The organism is Sphingomonas sp. 320_CC (assembly GCF_059691795.1).
Genome location: NZ_JCAWAE010000002.1, coordinates 910,310 through 927,599, shown reverse-complemented (window position 1 = coordinate 927,599; position 17,290 = coordinate 910,310). Strand labels below are relative to the sequence as shown.

17 protein-coding genes are annotated in these 17,290 nt (G+C 66.1%); 9 read left to right on the top strand and 8 right to left on the bottom strand.

Going from position 1 to position 17,290, the window contains the following annotated elements; translation table 11 throughout:
* Positions 1-61 precede the first annotated feature (61 nt).
* Positions 62-1,501 carry a glycosyltransferase family protein gene (locus tag AC59GX_RS11350; protein WP_497301708.1) on the top strand — a complete coding sequence of 480 codons (1,440 nt, stop codon included), beginning with the start codon at positions 62-64 and terminating at the stop codon, positions 1,499-1,501.
* Here the strand turns inward: AC59GX_RS11350 and AC59GX_RS11345 are convergent.
* From AC59GX_RS11345 to AC59GX_RS11335, 3 genes are read right to left on the bottom strand one after another with little or no spacing between them, the layout of a single operon-like run.
* Positions 1,443-2,627, bottom strand: a complete 1,185-nt coding sequence (locus AC59GX_RS11345) for a glycosyltransferase (RefSeq protein WP_426282932.1) — start codon at positions 2,625-2,627, stop codon at positions 1,443-1,445. The two genes, AC59GX_RS11350 and AC59GX_RS11345, sit on opposite strands and share 59 nt — an antisense overlap.
* 10 nt (positions 2,628-2,637) lie before the next feature.
* A complete protein-coding gene (locus AC59GX_RS11340) occupies positions 2,638-3,153 on the bottom strand; it encodes a DUF2141 domain-containing protein (RefSeq protein WP_426282933.1) in 516 nt (171 codons plus the stop codon).
* Positions 3,150-4,082: a hypothetical protein gene (locus AC59GX_RS11335; RefSeq protein ID WP_426282934.1), complete on the bottom strand. Its 933-nt coding sequence runs from the start codon at positions 4,080-4,082 to the stop codon at positions 3,150-3,152. Before AC59GX_RS11335 ends, AC59GX_RS11340 begins: the two co-directional genes overlap by 4 nt.
* A gap of 174 nt (positions 4,083-4,256) precedes the next feature.
* Here AC59GX_RS11335 and AC59GX_RS11330 point away from each other — a divergent pair, with 174 nt between their 5' ends.
* The gene (locus tag AC59GX_RS11330; protein ID WP_426282935.1) at positions 4,257-5,321 is read left to right on the top strand and encodes a glycosyltransferase; all 1,065 of its coding nucleotides are present in this window, start codon (positions 4,257-4,259) and stop codon (positions 5,319-5,321) included.
* A gap of 105 nt (positions 5,322-5,426) precedes the next feature.
* On the opposite strand, the gene AC59GX_RS11325 is transcribed toward AC59GX_RS11330, so the two are convergent.
* The 5 genes from AC59GX_RS11325 to pyrE form a co-directional block, all read right to left on the bottom strand.
* A complete protein-coding gene (locus AC59GX_RS11325) occupies positions 5,427-6,500 on the bottom strand; it encodes an AI-2E family transporter (RefSeq protein ID WP_426282936.1) in 1,074 nt (357 codons plus the stop codon).
* 1 nt (position 6,501) lies between these two features.
* Entirely contained in the window at positions 6,502-7,497 is a 996-nt protein-coding gene (gene lepB / locus AC59GX_RS11320; RefSeq protein WP_426282937.1) for a signal peptidase I, read from the bottom strand.
* Positions 7,494-7,928: a holo-ACP synthase gene (acpS, locus tag AC59GX_RS11315; RefSeq protein WP_426282938.1), complete on the bottom strand. Its 435-nt coding sequence runs from the start codon at positions 7,926-7,928 to the stop codon at positions 7,494-7,496. Before acpS ends, lepB begins: the two co-directional genes overlap by 4 nt.
* 177 nt (positions 7,929-8,105) lie before the next feature.
* Complete coding sequence (locus tag AC59GX_RS11310) at positions 8,106-8,846, bottom strand: pyridoxine 5'-phosphate synthase (protein ID WP_497301705.1); 741 nt, start codon at positions 8,844-8,846, stop codon at positions 8,106-8,108.
* Complete coding sequence (pyrE, locus tag AC59GX_RS11305) at positions 8,843-9,427, bottom strand: orotate phosphoribosyltransferase (protein ID WP_132895705.1); 585 nt, start codon at positions 9,425-9,427, stop codon at positions 8,843-8,845. The genes AC59GX_RS11310 and pyrE overlap by 4 nt, the downstream gene beginning before the upstream one ends.
* 371 nt (positions 9,428-9,798) lie before the next feature.
* On the opposite strand from pyrE, the gene coxB reads away from it, so the two are divergent.
* From coxB to AC59GX_RS11270, 7 genes are all read left to right on the top strand, one after another.
* Positions 9,799-10,950, top strand: coding sequence for a cytochrome c oxidase subunit II (gene coxB, locus AC59GX_RS11300; RefSeq protein ID WP_426282940.1), 1,152 nt, complete (start codon positions 9,799-9,801; stop codon positions 10,948-10,950).
* Between the two features lies 1 nt (position 10,951).
* Positions 10,952-12,616, top strand: a complete 1,665-nt coding sequence (gene ctaD, locus AC59GX_RS11295; protein ID WP_426282941.1) for a cytochrome c oxidase subunit I — start codon at positions 10,952-10,954, stop codon at positions 12,614-12,616.
* 437 nt (positions 12,617-13,053) lie between these two features.
* Positions 13,054-14,526: a hypothetical protein gene (locus AC59GX_RS11290; protein WP_426282942.1), complete on the top strand. Its 1,473-nt coding sequence runs from the start codon at positions 13,054-13,056 to the stop codon at positions 14,524-14,526.
* 54 nt (positions 14,527-14,580) lie between these two features.
* The gene (locus AC59GX_RS11285) at positions 14,581-15,480 is read left to right on the top strand and encodes a heme o synthase (RefSeq protein WP_426282943.1); all 900 of its coding nucleotides are present in this window, start codon (positions 14,581-14,583) and stop codon (positions 15,478-15,480) included.
* A complete protein-coding gene (locus tag AC59GX_RS11280) occupies positions 15,477-15,626 on the top strand; it encodes a cytochrome c oxidase system small membrane protein (protein ID WP_175518304.1) in 150 nt (49 codons plus the stop codon). Before AC59GX_RS11285 ends, AC59GX_RS11280 begins: the two co-directional genes overlap by 4 nt.
* A complete protein-coding gene (locus tag AC59GX_RS11275; protein ID WP_426282944.1) occupies positions 15,626-16,177 on the top strand; it encodes a cytochrome c oxidase assembly protein in 552 nt (183 codons plus the stop codon). Before AC59GX_RS11280 ends, AC59GX_RS11275 begins: the two co-directional genes overlap by 1 nt.
* 30 nt (positions 16,178-16,207) lie before the next feature.
* Positions 16,208-17,134, top strand: a complete 927-nt coding sequence (locus tag AC59GX_RS11270) for a cytochrome c oxidase subunit 3 (protein WP_426282945.1) — start codon at positions 16,208-16,210, stop codon at positions 17,132-17,134.
* Positions 17,135-17,290: the final 156 nt, after the last annotated feature.

Sequence of the window (17,290 nt, the reverse complement as noted above, 5' to 3'; positions counted from 1 at the left end):
CGCTCCCCAACCATGTTCACCCGCGAAGGCGGGTGCCCAGACTGGGCACCCGCCTTCGCGGGTGAACATACTTTTGCCGTTTGCGGCGCTGGCGATGATCCTCATCACCCTCGCCCTCCTCCGCCCAGTCGACCACGATGAGAGCCAGTACGTCGCCGCCGCCCTCCTCACCGCGCACGGCCTGCTCCCCTACAAAGACTTCGCTTACCTCCAGACCCCGCTCCAACCCTATCTCTTCGCCCCGATCGCAGCGCTAGCCAGCACCTGGACCTGGCCAGCCCTCCGCATAACCAACGCCCTCCTCGGCGCAGCCACCATCGCCGCGGTCCACCGCGCCGCACGCATCGGCGGCGCCAGCACGCGCACCGCAACCATCGCAACCGCGCTGTTCGCCACGTGCGACATCCTCCTCTTCAGCATCGGCACCGCGCGCAACGACGCGCTCCCGGCCGCCTGCCTCGCGCTAGCCCTCCCCGCGATCGTCAGAACCGCGCGCGATCAGGCCAGCCGCTGCGACGCGGTCCTGATAGGCCTCCTGCTCGCCGCCGCCGCGACCGCGAAAATCTCCTATGTCCTCCCAGCACTCACCTACGGCATCTGGACGCTGTTCAGCCGCAACCGACGCCCGTGGTGGACATTGCTTGGCGCAATGCCGTTCGCGCTCTTCACGCTGGCGCTGTTCGCCGCATCGCCCGAAGGCTTCCTGTTCGGCGTGCTCGGCTTCCCTCGCCAGGCGCCAACCGAATGGTACCAGTCCCGCCCCTGGAAGCTGTCGAACAGCGTCAAGATTATCGACACCCTCAAGTTCCTCGCGCTCGGCCCTGCCCTGCTCGCGATCGTCGCCACCACCGGCAGGCGGCAACGCTGGCACCTGATCCTCGACCTGCTGATCCTCGCCGGCCTGATCGCCGCGCTCGCGCCGGTGCCGACATGGCGGCAATATCTGCTGCCAGTGCTGCCGGCGCTATTCGTGCGTCTCGCGCTAGTCTGGCACGCGCATCCGCCCGGCAAGGCGATGCGGATCGCCGCAACCGTCTTCGCCTGCGCCGGTCTCGCCCCCACGATCGAAGCCGTCGCGAGCGGGCGCATCCCAATGCTCGACGCGATGCGCGACGCCTCGTCCGCTCGCCAGACGCTGGACCGCGAACACATCGCCGGCCCGGTCGCGACGCTCTCCCCGCAATTTCTCCCCGGCCGAGCGATCGACCCACACTTTGCTACCGGCCCCTTCTATTTCCGGAGCACCGCGTTGCTCGACGCGCGTCAGGAGTACACCCTCCACCTCGTATCGCAGGCCCGAACGCATCTCCTCGGCTATCCGTCCGCCATCCTCACCGGCGGTGAAGGCGCCTGGAGTAGCGGTGACGATCAGATTGATGCAGTCCTGGCCGCCTACGCCCGACACCACGGCTATCGCGCCGTCTCCGTCCCCGGCACGCGATTCACCCTGTACGTCGCACGCCGTGCTTCGCCGCGACCAGCCCCGCATAATAGTCCATGAGCTCGACCGCATGCTCGCGGTCGCTGCGGACATGCCGCGCCGCCACCGCCGCCGCGCGCCGCAACATCGCCGGATCGCGCACGAACAACCGTCCGATCGCCGCCGCCGCACTCTCCGCATCGCGCGCCGCGTAAAGCTCGCTCGCATGGTGGTCCGCGACCTCCGCGCACCCGCCCGTATCGGGTACGATCAGCGGCAGGCCCGATGCCATCGCCTCCGACGCGACCAGCCCGAACGGCTCCGCCTCCGACCCGTGGATCAGCGCGTCGCAGCTCGCCATGATCCGCGCGAGTCTCTCGCGGTCGTACACGGGCGCGAACATCCGGATATGCGGCGAGCCGCCGATCCGGCGCTGGATCGCCTTGGTCTGCGCGCCCGCACCGATCAGGACCAGCCCGACCGGCAAAGTCGCCCCCGCCCGCGCCACCGCATCGACCACCAGCGGCCAGCGCTTCTCGCCGTGATGCCGCCCTAGCCCGAGCAGCAGCATGCCGTCTTCGGGCAAGCCGCACTGTCGCAGCAACGCCGCGCGCAACCGGGCATCGCGCAGGTCCGGCGAGAAATGCCCGCGCTCGATCCCCAGCGGCATCGCCGCATCGATCCGCAGTCCGCGCGCGCGCAACCGCTTCTCCAGCGCCGGGCCGTTGGTGACGACGACATCGTATTTCTCGAGAAACCGGCTCATGTACCGGCTGTACCAGGCGAACCCGCGCTCGATCTGGTCATGGCTCGCGACGCCGGCGAACCAGCGTTGCGCATAGGCCGCGATGTTGTCGTTGTGCATGAAGAACGCCTTTACCGCGCGTCCCTCCCAGTCGCCGACGAACCACGCCGGTCGCCACGGCGAGCAGCATTCGACCACGTCCGGATCGAGATCGTCGAGCACCCGGTGGATCGCGCCCTCGTCCCAGAACAATCCGTAGTTGCGATCGAACGGCATCCCCGGCGACTTGAGATAGATGATCCGCCCGCCGCCGGGCCGCTCCTCGACGCGGTCCTCCTTGCCCGGCGCGACGACGATCAGTTCATGGCCCATGTCCGCCATGATCCCCATCTTCCGATCGACATAGGTCCGCACGCCGCCGCCGGTCGGCGAGTAGAACTCGTTGACGTCGACGACTCTCATGCCACCACTCTCATGGCGTGACGGGTCCGAACCCGCCGAGCCCGCGCAGATACTGCACGGTGATCCGCACCGTCGTCACGCCTACACCGACCTCGACCAGCGCCTGCTCGACCTTGGGCCGCGACCGCCCGAGCTTCACGTTGCTCGCGAACCCGGCGCCATCGGTCCAGAAACTGAACTTGTTCTTCCCGTCGCGATTATGCGTCAGCAACAGCGCATAGCGGCCCGGCCGCGGTACCCGGATGCACAGCATCGGCGCGCCGCTCGGCGGCGTTGGCACCACCACCCGGCGAAACGTCTTCCCGGCCGCTATCAGCACGTGGTCGTCCTTAAGAAAGCCCGCTTCGTCATCAGGATAGAGTTCGAGCTTCAACTCGCCCGTACGATCCTTCAGCCCGGTGACCTCCACCGCGATCGCCGGCCCCTCGCCCGGTCGGCACGCCGCCGCATCGCTGCCGAGCACCTGCGCCCCGGCCGACCCTGCAAGCGCAACGATCGCGGCCAGCGCGACACAGGCGCGGATCATGCGCGTAACCGGGTGAGCCCGGCATGGATGCCGAACAGGATGATCAGCGCGACATGGACCAGCAACGTCAGCGCGGCGGTAAACGCGATCAGCTCGGACAAGGTCTGGTCCTGCCCAATCAACAGGATCGCGGCGTTGGCGAACAGCAGGTCCTTGTTCGGCACCAGCGGCAGGCGCGACACCAGCAGGCGCCCGGCGGCAAGGAACAGCCACATCCCGACCGGAACCCCGGGCAACGCATAATGCCATGCGAACGCGATCAACACTGAGCCGCACAACAGCCGGATGCAATGAATCCCGAACACCCACCACAGTTTCGCGCGCGGCAGGGAAAACACGCGGCGCGAGAAGATCAGGAACGGCAGCGAGATCGCCAGCGTCACGCCCGCCGACGCCAGCACCGTGCGGAACTGGTCGTGCGTCAGCAGATGCCGGCCGAGCGGCAACGCGATCGCCACCAGCAGCAGCGTGACCGCATTGCCCGCGATCGCCGACAGGATCGACACGTCCTTCACCGCGCCGAACGGCGATGCCACCATCCGCGCCTTTGCCCGCGCCCAGGCGTAGAAATACGCGTCGCCCGAATAACCGAACACGACTTCGTTCGCGATCCGCTTCTTGATCAGCGCGACCAGCCCGCCGAGCGGGATACCCCAGAGCCGGCGGAAGATGACGTAATCCCCGGTCGGCGGCGACATGTAGAGCAGACCGAAACACACATAGAAGCGCGGGTCCTGCGGCACCGAGCGCGACAGTCCGGCAAGGCCATGCCCGAGCAGTTCGCGCCCCAATCCGACAATCATCGCCAGCGTCAGCACCGCACCGATGATCGCGGGCCAGCGGCTGCCGAGCGCCTTCAGCGGCTCGAGCCCGGCGCGCGCGATATCCGCATAGCCGTCGCGATCGGCAGTTTTGGTACGGAAGTTCACTCGCCGGTCCTCAAACCATTGTCCTCAAGCCGTTCCGCCGCCCGTTCCCTGCTACTTGGTGCCCGCCTTCCCTCGCGCGGCCTGATAGCCGCCCGCCGCCGTGCATGCACGCAAAGTCGGTTTCATTCGGTCACGATCTCCGCTCTACCCATCGCGCAGTATGATGACCCCCATATGTCACTCGTGAGCAAGCCACCGATCGCCCAGCACATCCTGACCTATGCCGAGGACTTGCGCGGCGGCGGGGTAGAACGCGCGCAACTGCGCCTCGCGCGCGGCTGGCTTGCGGCGGGCCGGCGCGTGACGCTGGCGATCGAGGATATCTCGGGGCCGCTGGCGGCGGAACTGCCGGAAGGTCTGGAGATCGTCACGCCCTCGCGGCTGCTGGCGCTGCCGAAGGTGGTGCAACGTCTCGCGCCAGACATCATATTCTGCCCCGGTAATTTCTATACCGGCATCGCGGCATGGACCCGGCTGCGACTCGGCAAGACGTGTCCGCCGATCGTCGCCAAGATGTCCAACGCCCCCGCGCGCGCCGATCACGGCCGCCTGATGCACGCCGCGCACCAGCTCTGGCTCGCGCGTCACGGGAGCTTCCTCGATCACCTCGTCGCGATGACGCCGGCGACCGCGAACGAGGCGGCGTTGGCGACCCGGATGATCGGGCGGACGAGCGTCATCCCGAACCCGCCGGCGGTGGCGATTCCTATTGCGCTGCCCGACCTGCCACCGCGCTACATTCTCGGTGTCGGCCGGCTCGAACCGCAGAAGCGCTGGGACCGCGTGATCGTCGCGCTTCCGCTGCTGGCGGACCAAGCGATACCGCTCGTCATCCTCGGCGAGGGGAGCGAGCGGGGGGCGATCGAAGCGCAAATCCACGCGCTCGGCTTGGGGGGCCGCGTCCTCCTGCTCGGCCACAGCAGCGATCCGCTCCCGGTGATGGCGCGCGCCGCGGTACTGGTGCTGACGTCGGAGTACGAAGGCGTACCGGGAGTTTTGCGAGAAGCCCTTTCCGTCGGAACGCCGGTGATCTCGACCGACTCGAGCGCGGCGGTGTCGGAGATTATTGATCGGCCGGAGCTTGGGACGGTGATTGCGAAGGACGACGCTGCTGCATTGGTTGAAGCGCTGGATGCGTGGCTAGAGCCGACTCGGCAGCGACCCGAACCAGTTGCCCAACCGGGCGCGGACTCAGCCAACCGCTACCTCGCCCTCTTTGACCAGCTGGTAAGGCAGTAACTTCCTATCGATTACCCGCCCCATTGACGTCACCCCCCGTCATCCCCGCGGACGCGGGGATGACGGAAGAGGAGCTGGAACCCGGAACAAGTGGTAAGGAGAACGTCAGGCCGTAGCTTGATCGTCAGCCTCGGCCTTCTCCTCTTCCCGCTCAGACCGCCGCTCCAGCGCTGTCTTCAACATCGCAGTCATAGGATCGGCCAGCGCCAGCCCCAAAATCCCGAACAACGCACTCGCCAAAATCTGCGCACCCAACGTCAACGCCGGCGGCAGATCGACCGTCCGCTTGGCGACCATCGGCACGATCACATACCCGTCGATCGTCTGCACCACGAGGTACGTGCCGATCGCCCAATAGCCCGTATCGACGCCCGCGCTGAACCCGACCGCGACCATCAGCACGCCGGTCACGATCGCGCCGACGTTCGGAATGAACGCCAAAATCCCCGCGATGATACCCAGCAGCATCGCCATCGGCACGCCGCCGACCGCCAGCGCGATGCCGCTCGCGACACCCTCGACCGCCATCCCGAGCAGGCGCCCGGCGAGCAACCGCCGCAACGTCGCGCCCATCTTGACCAAAGTCCTGGCGAACTCGGGGCGAAGATCGCTCGGCACCATCCACTGCATCCCACGCGAATAGGTGCCCGGGTCCATCGCGATGAACAGCCCGAGGATCAGGATCATGAACATGCTGGTGATCGCGCCGATCGCGCTGCCCACCCACGACGTCACGCGCCCGACCGAGCCGAGTGCCTGCTTGACGATCCCGTTGACGTCCGATGCACCCGGCATCAGCCCCTGCGACGTCAGATAGCCGGTGAAGCGATTGGCCTGCGATTCCAGCGTCGAGCGCAGCTGCGTCACCTGTTCGGTGACCTGCACGCCAGTGAGAATGAACGTCCCGACCAGGAACGCGAACGTCAGCAGCACGACGATGAGCAACCGCCAGCCGCGCCCGATCGGCAGCACCCGCCCGAGCAGCCGCACGCCACCATCGAGCAGCGCCGCGAACACGACGCCGGCAAAGATGATCAGCAACGGCTGCACCAGCACGATCAGCAGCGCGATCACGCATGCGAGCCCGAGCCAGATCGCTGCGCGCTTCAGTTCCTTGCGCAGGAACGGATCGCGCATCTCGACCGGGCTCAATTCGTCGACGGTTTTGGTCTCGGCCATCTCAGTTCACCTTGGCGGGGTGGAGCGAGGTGCCGGCGCGATCCGACCGCAGCGAACTCCACCAGCTCAGCGGGTTGAACGTCGCATCGCCGTCGAGGCTGAAGGTAATGAACTCCGCACGACCGCCGAGATTCTCGTACGGCACCGGTCCGCCAAGTCCGAGCTGGCTCAGCGCGAACCGGCTGTCGGCCGAGCGATCGCGGTTGTCGCCCATCAGGAAGACGTGATTCGCGGGGATCGTGATCTCCGCGAAATTGTCGCCCTGGCTGTCCGATTCCAGATCGATCGTCTCGTAGCGGCGACCGTTCGGCAGCGTCTCGGCATAGGTCGGCAGGCGGCACATCTCACGCCCGTCGGGCAGAGTCTCGCGCGCGCCGGGATAGTCGATCTCGCTGCACGGGCTGTTGGTGTCGACCGGGATCAGCGTATCATGCAGAGGACCACGCTTCACCGCGACGCCGTTCAGGAACACGATCCCGCCGCGCACCGCGAGCTTATCGCCCGGCAGGCCGATCACGCGCTTGATATAGTCGTTATGCGTGCCCGGCGGCGTCACGATCACGACGTCGCCGCGCGTCGGCAGCGAGCCGAACAAGCGGCCGTGGATGAACGGCAGCGACACGCTCCAGCTGTCTTCCTGCTGGCGCAGCACCACGCCCTTGAAGATCGCGACCGGGTTGGGGATCGTCGGCGACACGAACGACCAGCCGTACGCGAACTTGGTCACCACCAGCCGGTCACCGATGCGCAAGCCCGGCAGCATCGATTCGCTGGGGATATAGAAGGGCTTGGCGATGAAACTGTGGAAGCCGAGTACGACCAGGATCAGCCAGAAGATGCCCTTTACCTCGCCCCACCAGTCGGTACCGCGGCGGCGTGTCGTTTCGGGGGTAGTGCCGGCCAGTGGCGCGGTATCCGCCGCCGTCGTCTGCGCTAGGGGGGCCTGCGCGAGGGGCTTTTCGGGGAACTCGTTGCCGTCCAACGCCGCGTCCTTCATCGATTCGTATCCTGGCGCATGTCCGGGGATATCAGAGGTATAGCTTCGATGATCACGAAGGCCTGCGCCCACGGGTGATCATCGGTCATCGTCAAATGCACGCGCGCGGCGTGGCCTTCGGGGGTCAACGCGTCAAGCCTCGCTTTGGCGCCCCCGGTCAGTGCCAACGTCGGCGCGCCGCTGGGGGCGTTGACCACGCCGATATCGCGCATGAACACGCCCGCGCGAAACCCGGTCCCCACCGCCTTCGAAAATGCCTCCTTGGCGGCGAACCGCTTCGCCAGCGTACCCGCCTTGGTAAAGGGCCGCCGCGCTGCCTTCGCCCGCTCGACATCGGTAAACACCCGCTGCTCGAACCGCTCCCCGAACCGCTCGATCGAGGCGGTGATCCGCTCAATATTGCACAGGTCGGACCCGAGCCCGATAATCATCGCGACGCCTCAAGTCGGAAGACAAAATTAGATTTGCGCGCAGAGGCGCAGAGGCGCGGAGAGTATGAGGGCCGCAAGGGCGGCAAGATCGAGTGAGGCAGCGAGAGAATCCAGCCACGGGCTAGCCCCCTCTTCTGCTCCGCGCCTCTGCGCCTCTGCGCGAACAAAACTGCCTTACTACCGCGCCGCATCCATAGCCTCACGCATCAGCCGAACCGCCTCGCCAAGCCCGACGAACAGCGCCTCGCCGACAAGGAAGTGCCCAATGTTCAGCTCCCGAACCTGCCGGATAGCCGCGATCGGTGCGACATTGTCGTAGGTCAGACCGTGCCCCGCATGCACCTCGATGCCGTTCTTCGCCGCTAGCGCCGCTGCGTCGGTCAGCCGCCGCAGCTCCACCGTCCGCGCCTCGCCCGACAGTTCCGCGTATAAACCTGTGTGCAGCTCGACGACCGGCACCTTGAGCCGCAACGCCGCCTCGATCTGGCGCGCGTCGGGTTCAATGAACAGCGATACGCGGATGCCCGCTCCCGCCAGCGCATCCACCAGTCGCGCCATCCGGTCGTAATGCCCGGCGACGTCGAGCCCGCCCTCGGTCGTCAGTTCTTCGCGCTTTTCCGGTACGATGCACGCGGCGTGCGGCTTGTGGCGCAGCGCGATGCCGAGCATCTCGTCGGTCGCCGCCATCTCCAGATTGAGCGGAATCGTCAGCTCGGCCGACAGCCGCGCGATGTCGTCGTCGGTGATGTGCCGCCGGTCCTCCCGCAGATGCGCGGTGATTCCGTCAGCCCCCGCCGCCGCCGCGATCAGCGCCGCGCGCACCGGATCGGGATACCCCGCCCCCCGCGCATTCCGCACCGTCGCGACGTGATCGATGTTCACCCCAAGGCGCAGGTGGTCGTTGCCGGAGGGGCTCATGCCGCCGCCCGACTTCCCGGCTTGATCGCAGGGATCGCGGCAAGTTCGCGCGGCAAGGCATCAGCCGGATAGGTCGGCACGTCGAGCCGGATCAGCGGGAAGAACGGCACGCCCAGATCCGCCGTCCCGTTCGAGCGATCGACCAAAGCCGCCGCCGCCACGGTCACGCCGCCCGCGCGCCCGATCGCCGCGATCGCCTCGCGCGACGACAGCCCGGTGGTGACGACGTCCTCCATCATCAACACGCGCTGGCCCGGTGCAAGCCGGAACCCGCGGCGCAGTTCGAACACGCCATCGGGCCGCTCGAGGAATACCGCCTCGACGCCAAGCGCGCGGCCCATTTCGTGACCCGCGATCACGCCGCCCATCGCCGGCGAGACCACGATATCGATCTGCGCACGCAGTTCTTCGGGGATCGACGCGACGAGCGCCTCCGACAAACGCGCGCCTCGCGCGGGGTCCATCAAAACCCGCGCGCATTGCAGGTAGCGCGAACTGCGCAGGCCGGAGGACAGGATGAAATGCCCTTCGAGCAACGCTTCGGCAGCGCGGAATTCGGCGAGCACGTCGTCTTCGGTCATCGCGGGTCATCGCTCCAAATGGTCTGCCCGCGCTAATACGAGCGCGCGAAACCGCACGCAACGAGAACCGGCGGCTCACCGTCAACCTGCGTTTCGTTGCGCCCCGCCTCTTCTCCGTCATCCTGACGAAAGTCAGGACCCAGAGCCACAGGGGACGGCGTTCGTTATCGTGGATCCTGACTTTCGTCAGGATGACGGGCGGTTAGGGCAGGCGCTTAAAAGGCCCATGCCAGACAAGGCTTGAGGCGAGCCCCCCCGCTGGGTATAGCTCTTCCCAAATCATAAGCAGACATCCGCGCGTCCGGAATCGGGTTCGCTATAAACCGGGGTCAAGAATAACGATGCGCAAGATGGGGATGAGAGGATTTGCGATGGCAGCGGGGCTCGCACTGGCGAGTCTCGGTGGTGCCGCCGGGCATGCGGCCCAGCCTGCGAGCACGCCAGCAGCGACGCCTGCACCGCAAGCCGCTGCCGCTCCGGGGGGTGTGTCGAACACTGCGCCGACGACCGCCGCCGCGACGCCCACCGCCAACCCGTCCAGCCCCGAGCTCGCGATGGACGGTGCGCCCGCGATGACGGTCAAGCCGATGATCGGCCAGCCGACCGATGGCCTGTTCGGGCTCCAGCCCCAGGTCACCAAGAACGGCCAGTTCGCGCACTGGATGCACAATTCGATCCTGGTGCCGACGATCACGATCATCTCGCTGTTCGTCCTCGCGCTGCTGTTCTGGGTCTCGTTCCGCTACCGCAAGGCGCGCAACCCGGTCGCGTCGAAGACCAGCCACAACACCTTCATCGAGATCATCTGGACGCTCGCGCCGGTCGTGATCCTCGTGCTGATCGCGGTCCCCTCGATCGGTCTGCTGCAAGCCCAGTTCAAGCCGGCGCCCTCCGGCGCGGTGACGCTGAAGGCGATCGGCAACCAATGGTATTGGACCTACCAGTATCCGGACAATGGCGGCTTCGAGATCACCGCCAACATGCTGAAGGAAAAGGCTGACGTCGCCGCCGGCGAGCGTGGCCGCACCGATGCCGACGGCCCCAAGCTGCTCGCCACCGACAACCGCATCGTCCTCCCCGTTGGCGTGCCGATCCGCCTGATCACGACCTCGAACGACGTGATCCACAGCTGGGCGGTCCCGGCGTTCTGGATCAAGCTCGACGCGATCCCCGGCCGCCTGAACGAGACCAGCTTCACGATCGACAAGCCCGGCCTGTATTTCGGCCAATGCTCGGAGCTCTGCGGCGCGCGCCACGGCTATATGCCGATCGCAGTCGAGGCGGTTCCGCCCGCCGAATACGCGGCTTGGGTCAAGGCCAAGGGCGGCACGATGCCGACCCCGGGCAAGGCGTCCGACAAGGTCATCCCGCAGCCCGGCGCCGACGGCTCCGCGGCGAAGGTCGAAGAGGCGGCGGAAACCGCCAACGCCACCGGCCCGGTCGAGAACGTGACCACTACAGCCCCCGCGACCACGCAGGGCGCGACCTCAAACCCGGCCGGCGCCGGCAACGCGGGACAGTAAGATGACCGACACCGCTCTCACCCCGTCGGCCTTCGTGTCCCACGAAGCGCACGACCATCACCACGATACCGATCACAAGCCGGGCTTCTTCGCGCGTTGGTTCATGTCGACCAACCACAAGGACATCGGCACGCTGTACCTGATCTTCGCGATCGTCGCGGGGATCATCGGCGGCTCGGTCTCGGGCCTCATGCGCGCCGAGCTCGCGCATCCCGGCATCCAGTATCTGCAGGGCTGGGCGAGCATGCTCCACGGCGGTCCCGCCAGCCTCGACGAATCGCTCCATCTCTGGAACGTGCTGATCACCGCGCACGGCCTGATCATGGTGTTCTTCATGGTCATGCCGGCGATGGTCGGTGGCTTCGGCAACTGGTTCGTGCCGATCATGATCGGCGCGCCGGACATGGCGTTCCCGCGCATGAACAACGTGTCGTTCTGGCTGCTGATCCCTGCCTTCACGCTGCTGCTGGCGTCGCCGTTCTTCGGTGGTGCGGGTAACGGCTGGACGCTCTACGCGCCGCTCTCGACGTACGGCGAGCCCGGGCCGTCGACCGACATGGCGATCCTCGCGCTCCATCTCGCGGGCGCATCGTCGATCCTCGGCGCGATCAACTTCATCACCACGATCTTCAACATGCGCGCGCCCGGCATGACGCTGCACAAGATGCCGCTGTTCGTGTGGTCGATGCTCGTCACCGCGTTCCTGCTGCTGCTCGCACTGCCGGTGCTCGCCGCGGCGATCACGATGCTGCTGACCGATCGCAACTTCGGCACGACCTTCTTCGATCCGGCCGGCGGCGGCGATCCCGTCTTGTACCAGCATCTGTTCTGGTTCTTCGGCCATCCCGAAGTCTACATCATGATCCTGCCGGGCTTCGGCATCGTCAGCCAGATCATCTCGACGTTCAGCCGCAAGCCGGTCTTCGGTTATCTCGGCATGGCGTATGCGATGGTCGCGATCGGCGTGGTCGGATTCGTCGTGTGGGCGCACCACATGTTCACCACCGGCCTGAGCGTGAACACCAAGATGTACTTCACCGCGGCGACGATGGTCATCGCGGTGCCGACCGGCATCAAGATCTTCTCGTGGATCGCCACGATGTGGGGCGGCTCGCTGACCTTCAAGACGCCGATGGTCTGGTCGATCGGCTTCATCTTCATGTTCACCGTCGGCGGCGTGACCGGCGTGGTGCTCGCCAACGGCGGCATCGACGATTACATGCAAGACACCTATTACGTGGTGGCGCATTTCCACTATGTGCTGTCGCTGGGTGCGGTCTTCTCGCTGTTCGCCGGGTTCTATTACTGGTTCCCGAAAATGTCGGGCAAGATGTACAACGAGTTCCTCGGCCAGCTGCACTTTTGGGTGTTCTTCGTCGGCGTGAACGTAATGTTCTTCCCGATGCACTTCCTGGGCTTGCAGGGCATGCCGCGCCGCATCCCGGACTACACGCCGCAGTACGAGCATTGGAACACGGTGGCCTCGGTCGGCTACATGATCATGGCCGCGGGCATGGTGGTGTTCTTCGTCAACCTGATCTGGTCGCTGGTCGCGGGCAAGCCAGCGGGCGACAACCCTTGGGGCGACGGCGCGACGACGCTGGAGTGGACGATCTCCTCGCCGCCGCCATACCACCAGTTCGAGACGCTGCCGCGGATCGATTAGGATGCGAGGCCGCGTAGCGCCAGCTACGCGGCGGTGTGGCCGAGCCGCACGCATCCGACCGGCCGGCGCAGCAACGCCGCGTCCGACGACACGGGATTTAGTCCCGTGTCGGGGCGAGCCAAAAAGGAAGACGCCTCAGGGAAATCCGGGGCGTTTTCATTAAATGGCCGTCCCCAGTCCCACGATGTTTCCGCTGAAAGGCGGGGACCCACCTTAAGCTCCCGCCTCGGCAGGGAGAACGAAGGAAGCGAGCGCCCGCGGACGTCATCCCCCGCATACGTCCTCCCAGCGGGGTTGGGATTGCACCCTGTGCCTCCATTCGCGGGTCATCAGCGAGACCCCAGCTTTCGCTCGGATGACAAGATAGGATTGGCCAAATCCCAACCCGAGCACCTCTCATTCATCATTCCACAGGACAATCGCGTTAACCCCGCGTCATGCCGAGCGCGCCACCCCCAGTCCGCCCCGACGCGCCAACCGGCATCCCTCATTCGACCTTTGCCCTGCTATCTTCCTTTGCGGCGTTTGCGTTCACGATCATCGTCCCCACCATGCTGCGCGACGGCGACACCGGATGGCATCTCGTCGCCGGCGCCTGGATCGTCGCGCATGCGGCTGTGCCGACCACCGATCCGTTCTCGTTCAGCGTCGTCGGCCGTCCCTGGGTCGCACACGAATGGCTATCCGAAGTAGCGATGTACGCGAGTTACCGCGCGGGCGGTTGGAGCGGCGTGATCGTCCTGGTCGGCGTGGCAATGGCAGCGCTGTTCGCGCTGGTAGCGGCTGAACTCCGCCGCTGGATGAGCGCGCGGGCAAGCATCATCGCGCTGCTGCTGCTCGCCACCGGGCTACTTCCGTCGCTGATCGCAAGGCCGCACATGCTGGTGCTGCCCATCCTTGCCGGCTGGACGATCGCGCTGTTGCGCGCGCGCGAACACGACCGAGTTCCACCATTACCGATGGCGGCGGCGATGCTGATCTGGGCGAATGCGCATGGCAGCTACGTCTTCGGACTGGCGCTGGTCGGCGTATTCGCGCTCGAGGCGTTGCTGGCCGCCAAGCCCTCCGACCGCCGCACTGTGATCCAGCGCTGGGGCCTCTTCGGAATTAGCGCGACGATCGCTGCAGCCGTCACGCCGTGGGGCGTGCACGGCCTGACGTTTCCATTTTATCTGAACGACCTGAAAGCGCTCGGTCAGATCAACGAATGGCAGCCGTCCGACTTCAGAACCTTTTCCGGCTTCGAGGCGATCTTGCTCGCTAGCCTCGCGTTCCTGCTGGCGCGGCCGATCCGTATCCCACCGATCCGCGTGCTGCTGCTGCTCGGCATGCTCCACATGACGCTGCAGCACACCCGCCACGAGATCATCCTCGTGACCGTCGGCATACTCGTGCTGGCCAAGCCGCTCGGCCGCGCGCGGCGCTACCGCGATACCAGCTTTTCGAACCCCCTTCCCCATGGCTCAGAGCGACTGATCGTAGCCTTTCTGGTATCCGCTCTTGCAATCAGTCTCACAGCCTACCGCGTCGCAGTGCCGGTCGTCCGCACGGAAACCAGAGGCATTCCCGTCCGCGCGCTCACGCATCTTCCGCCTGCGCTACGCCACCAGCGCGTCTTCAACGAATACGGCTTCGGCGGATCGCTGATCCTAGCGGGCATCCGTCCGTATATCGATGGACGGACCGACATGTACGGCGACGCCTTCACGCTCGACTATTTTGCGATCGCCCGCGGCGACGCGGATCGCTGGCATGCGGCGAATGCGAAGTGGCATTTCGGCTGGACCATCCTGCCGCCGCGCTCGCCACTGGTCCGCTTGCTCGACCATGACCCCGCTTGGCGGCGGATCTACGCGGACGATACCGCGGTCATTCACCAAGCCGTACCCACGCACCGGGCAAACCGCTGAGCCATCACGAAGGCTTTCCGACCTCCGCCGCAACGCGTATAGCGTACCCGAACCATGACTCCCGCCACCCCCCTCCTGCCACCGGCGCATTGGCGCGATTTCCTTGCGCTGACCAAGCCGCGCGTGATGACGCTCGTCGTCTTCACCGGACTCTGCGGGATGCTCGCGGCCCCGGTCGGCGTGCATCCGGTGATCGGCTTCACCGCGATCCTCTGCATCGCGCTCGGTGCAGGTGCGGCGGGTGCGCTCAACCAATGGTACGAGTCGGACATCGACGCCGTCATGCGCAGGACGCAGAAGCGTCCACTGCCCGACGGCCGCATGGACCGTCAGGCCGCACTGCATTTCGGCGTCGGGCTCGGCGCGTTCTCGGTGCTGTTCATGGGGTTCGCGGTCAACGTCGTCGCAGCCGCGATCCTGACCGTCTCGATCCTGTTCTACGTGCTGGTCTACACTGTCTGGCTGAAGCGCCGGACGCCGCAGAACATCGTCATAGGCGGTGCCGCGGGCGCGTTCCCGCCACTGATCGGCTGGGCCGCGGCGACCGGCGATATCGCGCTGCTCCCCGTCCTGCTGTTCCTGTTCGTGTTCCTCTGGACGCCGCCGCATTTCTGGGCGCTCGCGCTGTTCATGAAGAGCGATTACGCCGCCGCAGGGGTGCCGATGCTTCCCGTCGTGTCAGGCGAGCGGACGACGCGGACGCAGATCGGGCTCTACACGATCCCGATGGCGGCGGTCGCGATCCTGCCCTGGCCGCTTGGGCTCACCGGTCCGATCTACGGCATCGCGGCCGTCCTGCTGACCGGCTGGTTCGCACTGCTCGCCGTCCGCGTCGCGAAGCGCACCACGCATGCCGACGATGCGATGAAACCGGAGAAGGCCTTGTTCAAATACTCGATCCTGTATCTGTTCGTTATGTTCGGCGCGCTGGTCGTCGATCGGTGGTTCGCATGAGCATCCCCGATCCCATCCGCGAGGAAGATCTCATCCGCAGCCGCCAGCGCGGTCGCGCGCGCGTGATGGCCATCCTGCTCGGCGCGTTCGTCATCCTCGTCTTCGCGATCTCGATCGCCAAGATCCGGGCGGGGATGCCGCACTGATGGCCGGCTGGAAGGCCATGTCGCGCACCAACCGTACGGCGGCGCTAGCGGTTCTCTTCATCTGTTTCATGACCGGGCTCGCCTGGGCCAGCGTGCCGCTCTACCGCCTGTTCTGTGCCGCGACCGGTCTCAACGGCACCACCAACCGCGGGCTGGCCGCCCCCGGCGCTGTCGACCACAAGATCCGGATCGACTTCGACACCAACGTCAGCCCCAAGCTGCCGTGGAAGTTCACGCCCGAGAATCGTTCGGACACGGTCGATATTGGCGCGCGCGACATGGCGTTCTTCACCGCCACCAACACGTCGAACAAGCCGCTGACCGGCACCGCGACGTTCAACGTCCAGCCCGCGCAGGCCGGCAAGTATTTCACCAAGATCCAGTGCTTCTGCTTCACGCAGCAGACGCTGAAACCCGGCGAGACCGCGCGGATGCCGGTAATCTTCTTCGTCGATCCGAAGATCCTGACGGACCCCGACGCGGCCGATATCCAGACGATCACGCTCAGCTATACGTTTTACCCGGTGGATTCTGCGAAAACAGCCAGCTAGAACGACGCCAAAGAAAATAGGGGAGTACCGATGGCCGGCGCCAAGAACCATGATTACCACATCCTGCCGCCGAGCATCTGGCCGCTGGTCGGGTCGTTTTCGGCGCTGATCATGGCGGTCGGCGGCATCATGTGGATGCACGGCGGCCATATCGACAAGCCCAATGGCGGCGGCTGGGTGTTCTTCATCGGGCTCGCGGGCGTGCTCTTCACGATGTACTCCTGGTGGACGCAGGTCGTGCATGAGGCCCGCGCGGGCGATCATACCCCCGTCGTCCAGCTCCATTTCCGCTACGGCATGATCCTGTTCATCGCATCCGAAGTGATGTTCTTCGTCGGCTGGTTCTGGGCGTTCTTCGACTTCTCGCTGTTCCCGACCGCGATGACCTTCGCCGACGGCACGGTCACGCGTGCCGTCGAAGGCGGTGCGGCGATCGTCGCGCAGTGGCCGCCCAAGGGCCTGACGGTCATCAACCCGTTCGAACTGCCGCTGCTCAACACGCTGATCCTGCTCACCTCCGGCACCACCGTGACCTGGGCGCACCATGCACTGATCCACAACCAGCGCGGCGGCGAGAAGACGGGGGCTTGGGGCCTGATCGGCGTCGGCAACCGCGATGGCGTGCTCAAGGGCCTTTGGCTCACCGTGATCCTCGGCGCGCTGTTCAGCTCGATCCAGGCTTACGAATACGTCCACGCGCCGTTCCCGTTCAAGGGCATCAACTACGGCGCGGCGTTCTTCATGGCGACCGGCTTCCACGGTTTCCACGTGCTGATCGGCACGATCTTCCTGATCGTCTGCCTGGTCCGCGCCTACCGCGGCGACTTCACCCCGCGCCAGCATTTCGGCTTCGAGGCGGCGGCGTGGTACTGGCACTTCGTCGACGTCGTGTGGCTGTTCCTGTTCGTCACCGTCTACGTATGGGGCGGCTGGGGCGCCCCCGTCCACGGCGGTTGAGCCTCTACCAGCCCATCCACTGCGACCACCCCGATAGCTACCACCCCGGCGAAGGCCGGGGCCCAAGTGGGAAGGATGCAGTAACGAAGCGCTGTCCGCAGTTAGCGGGGTCCCCCGATTGGGCCCCGGCCTTCGCCGGGGTGGTGGCGGTTTTGG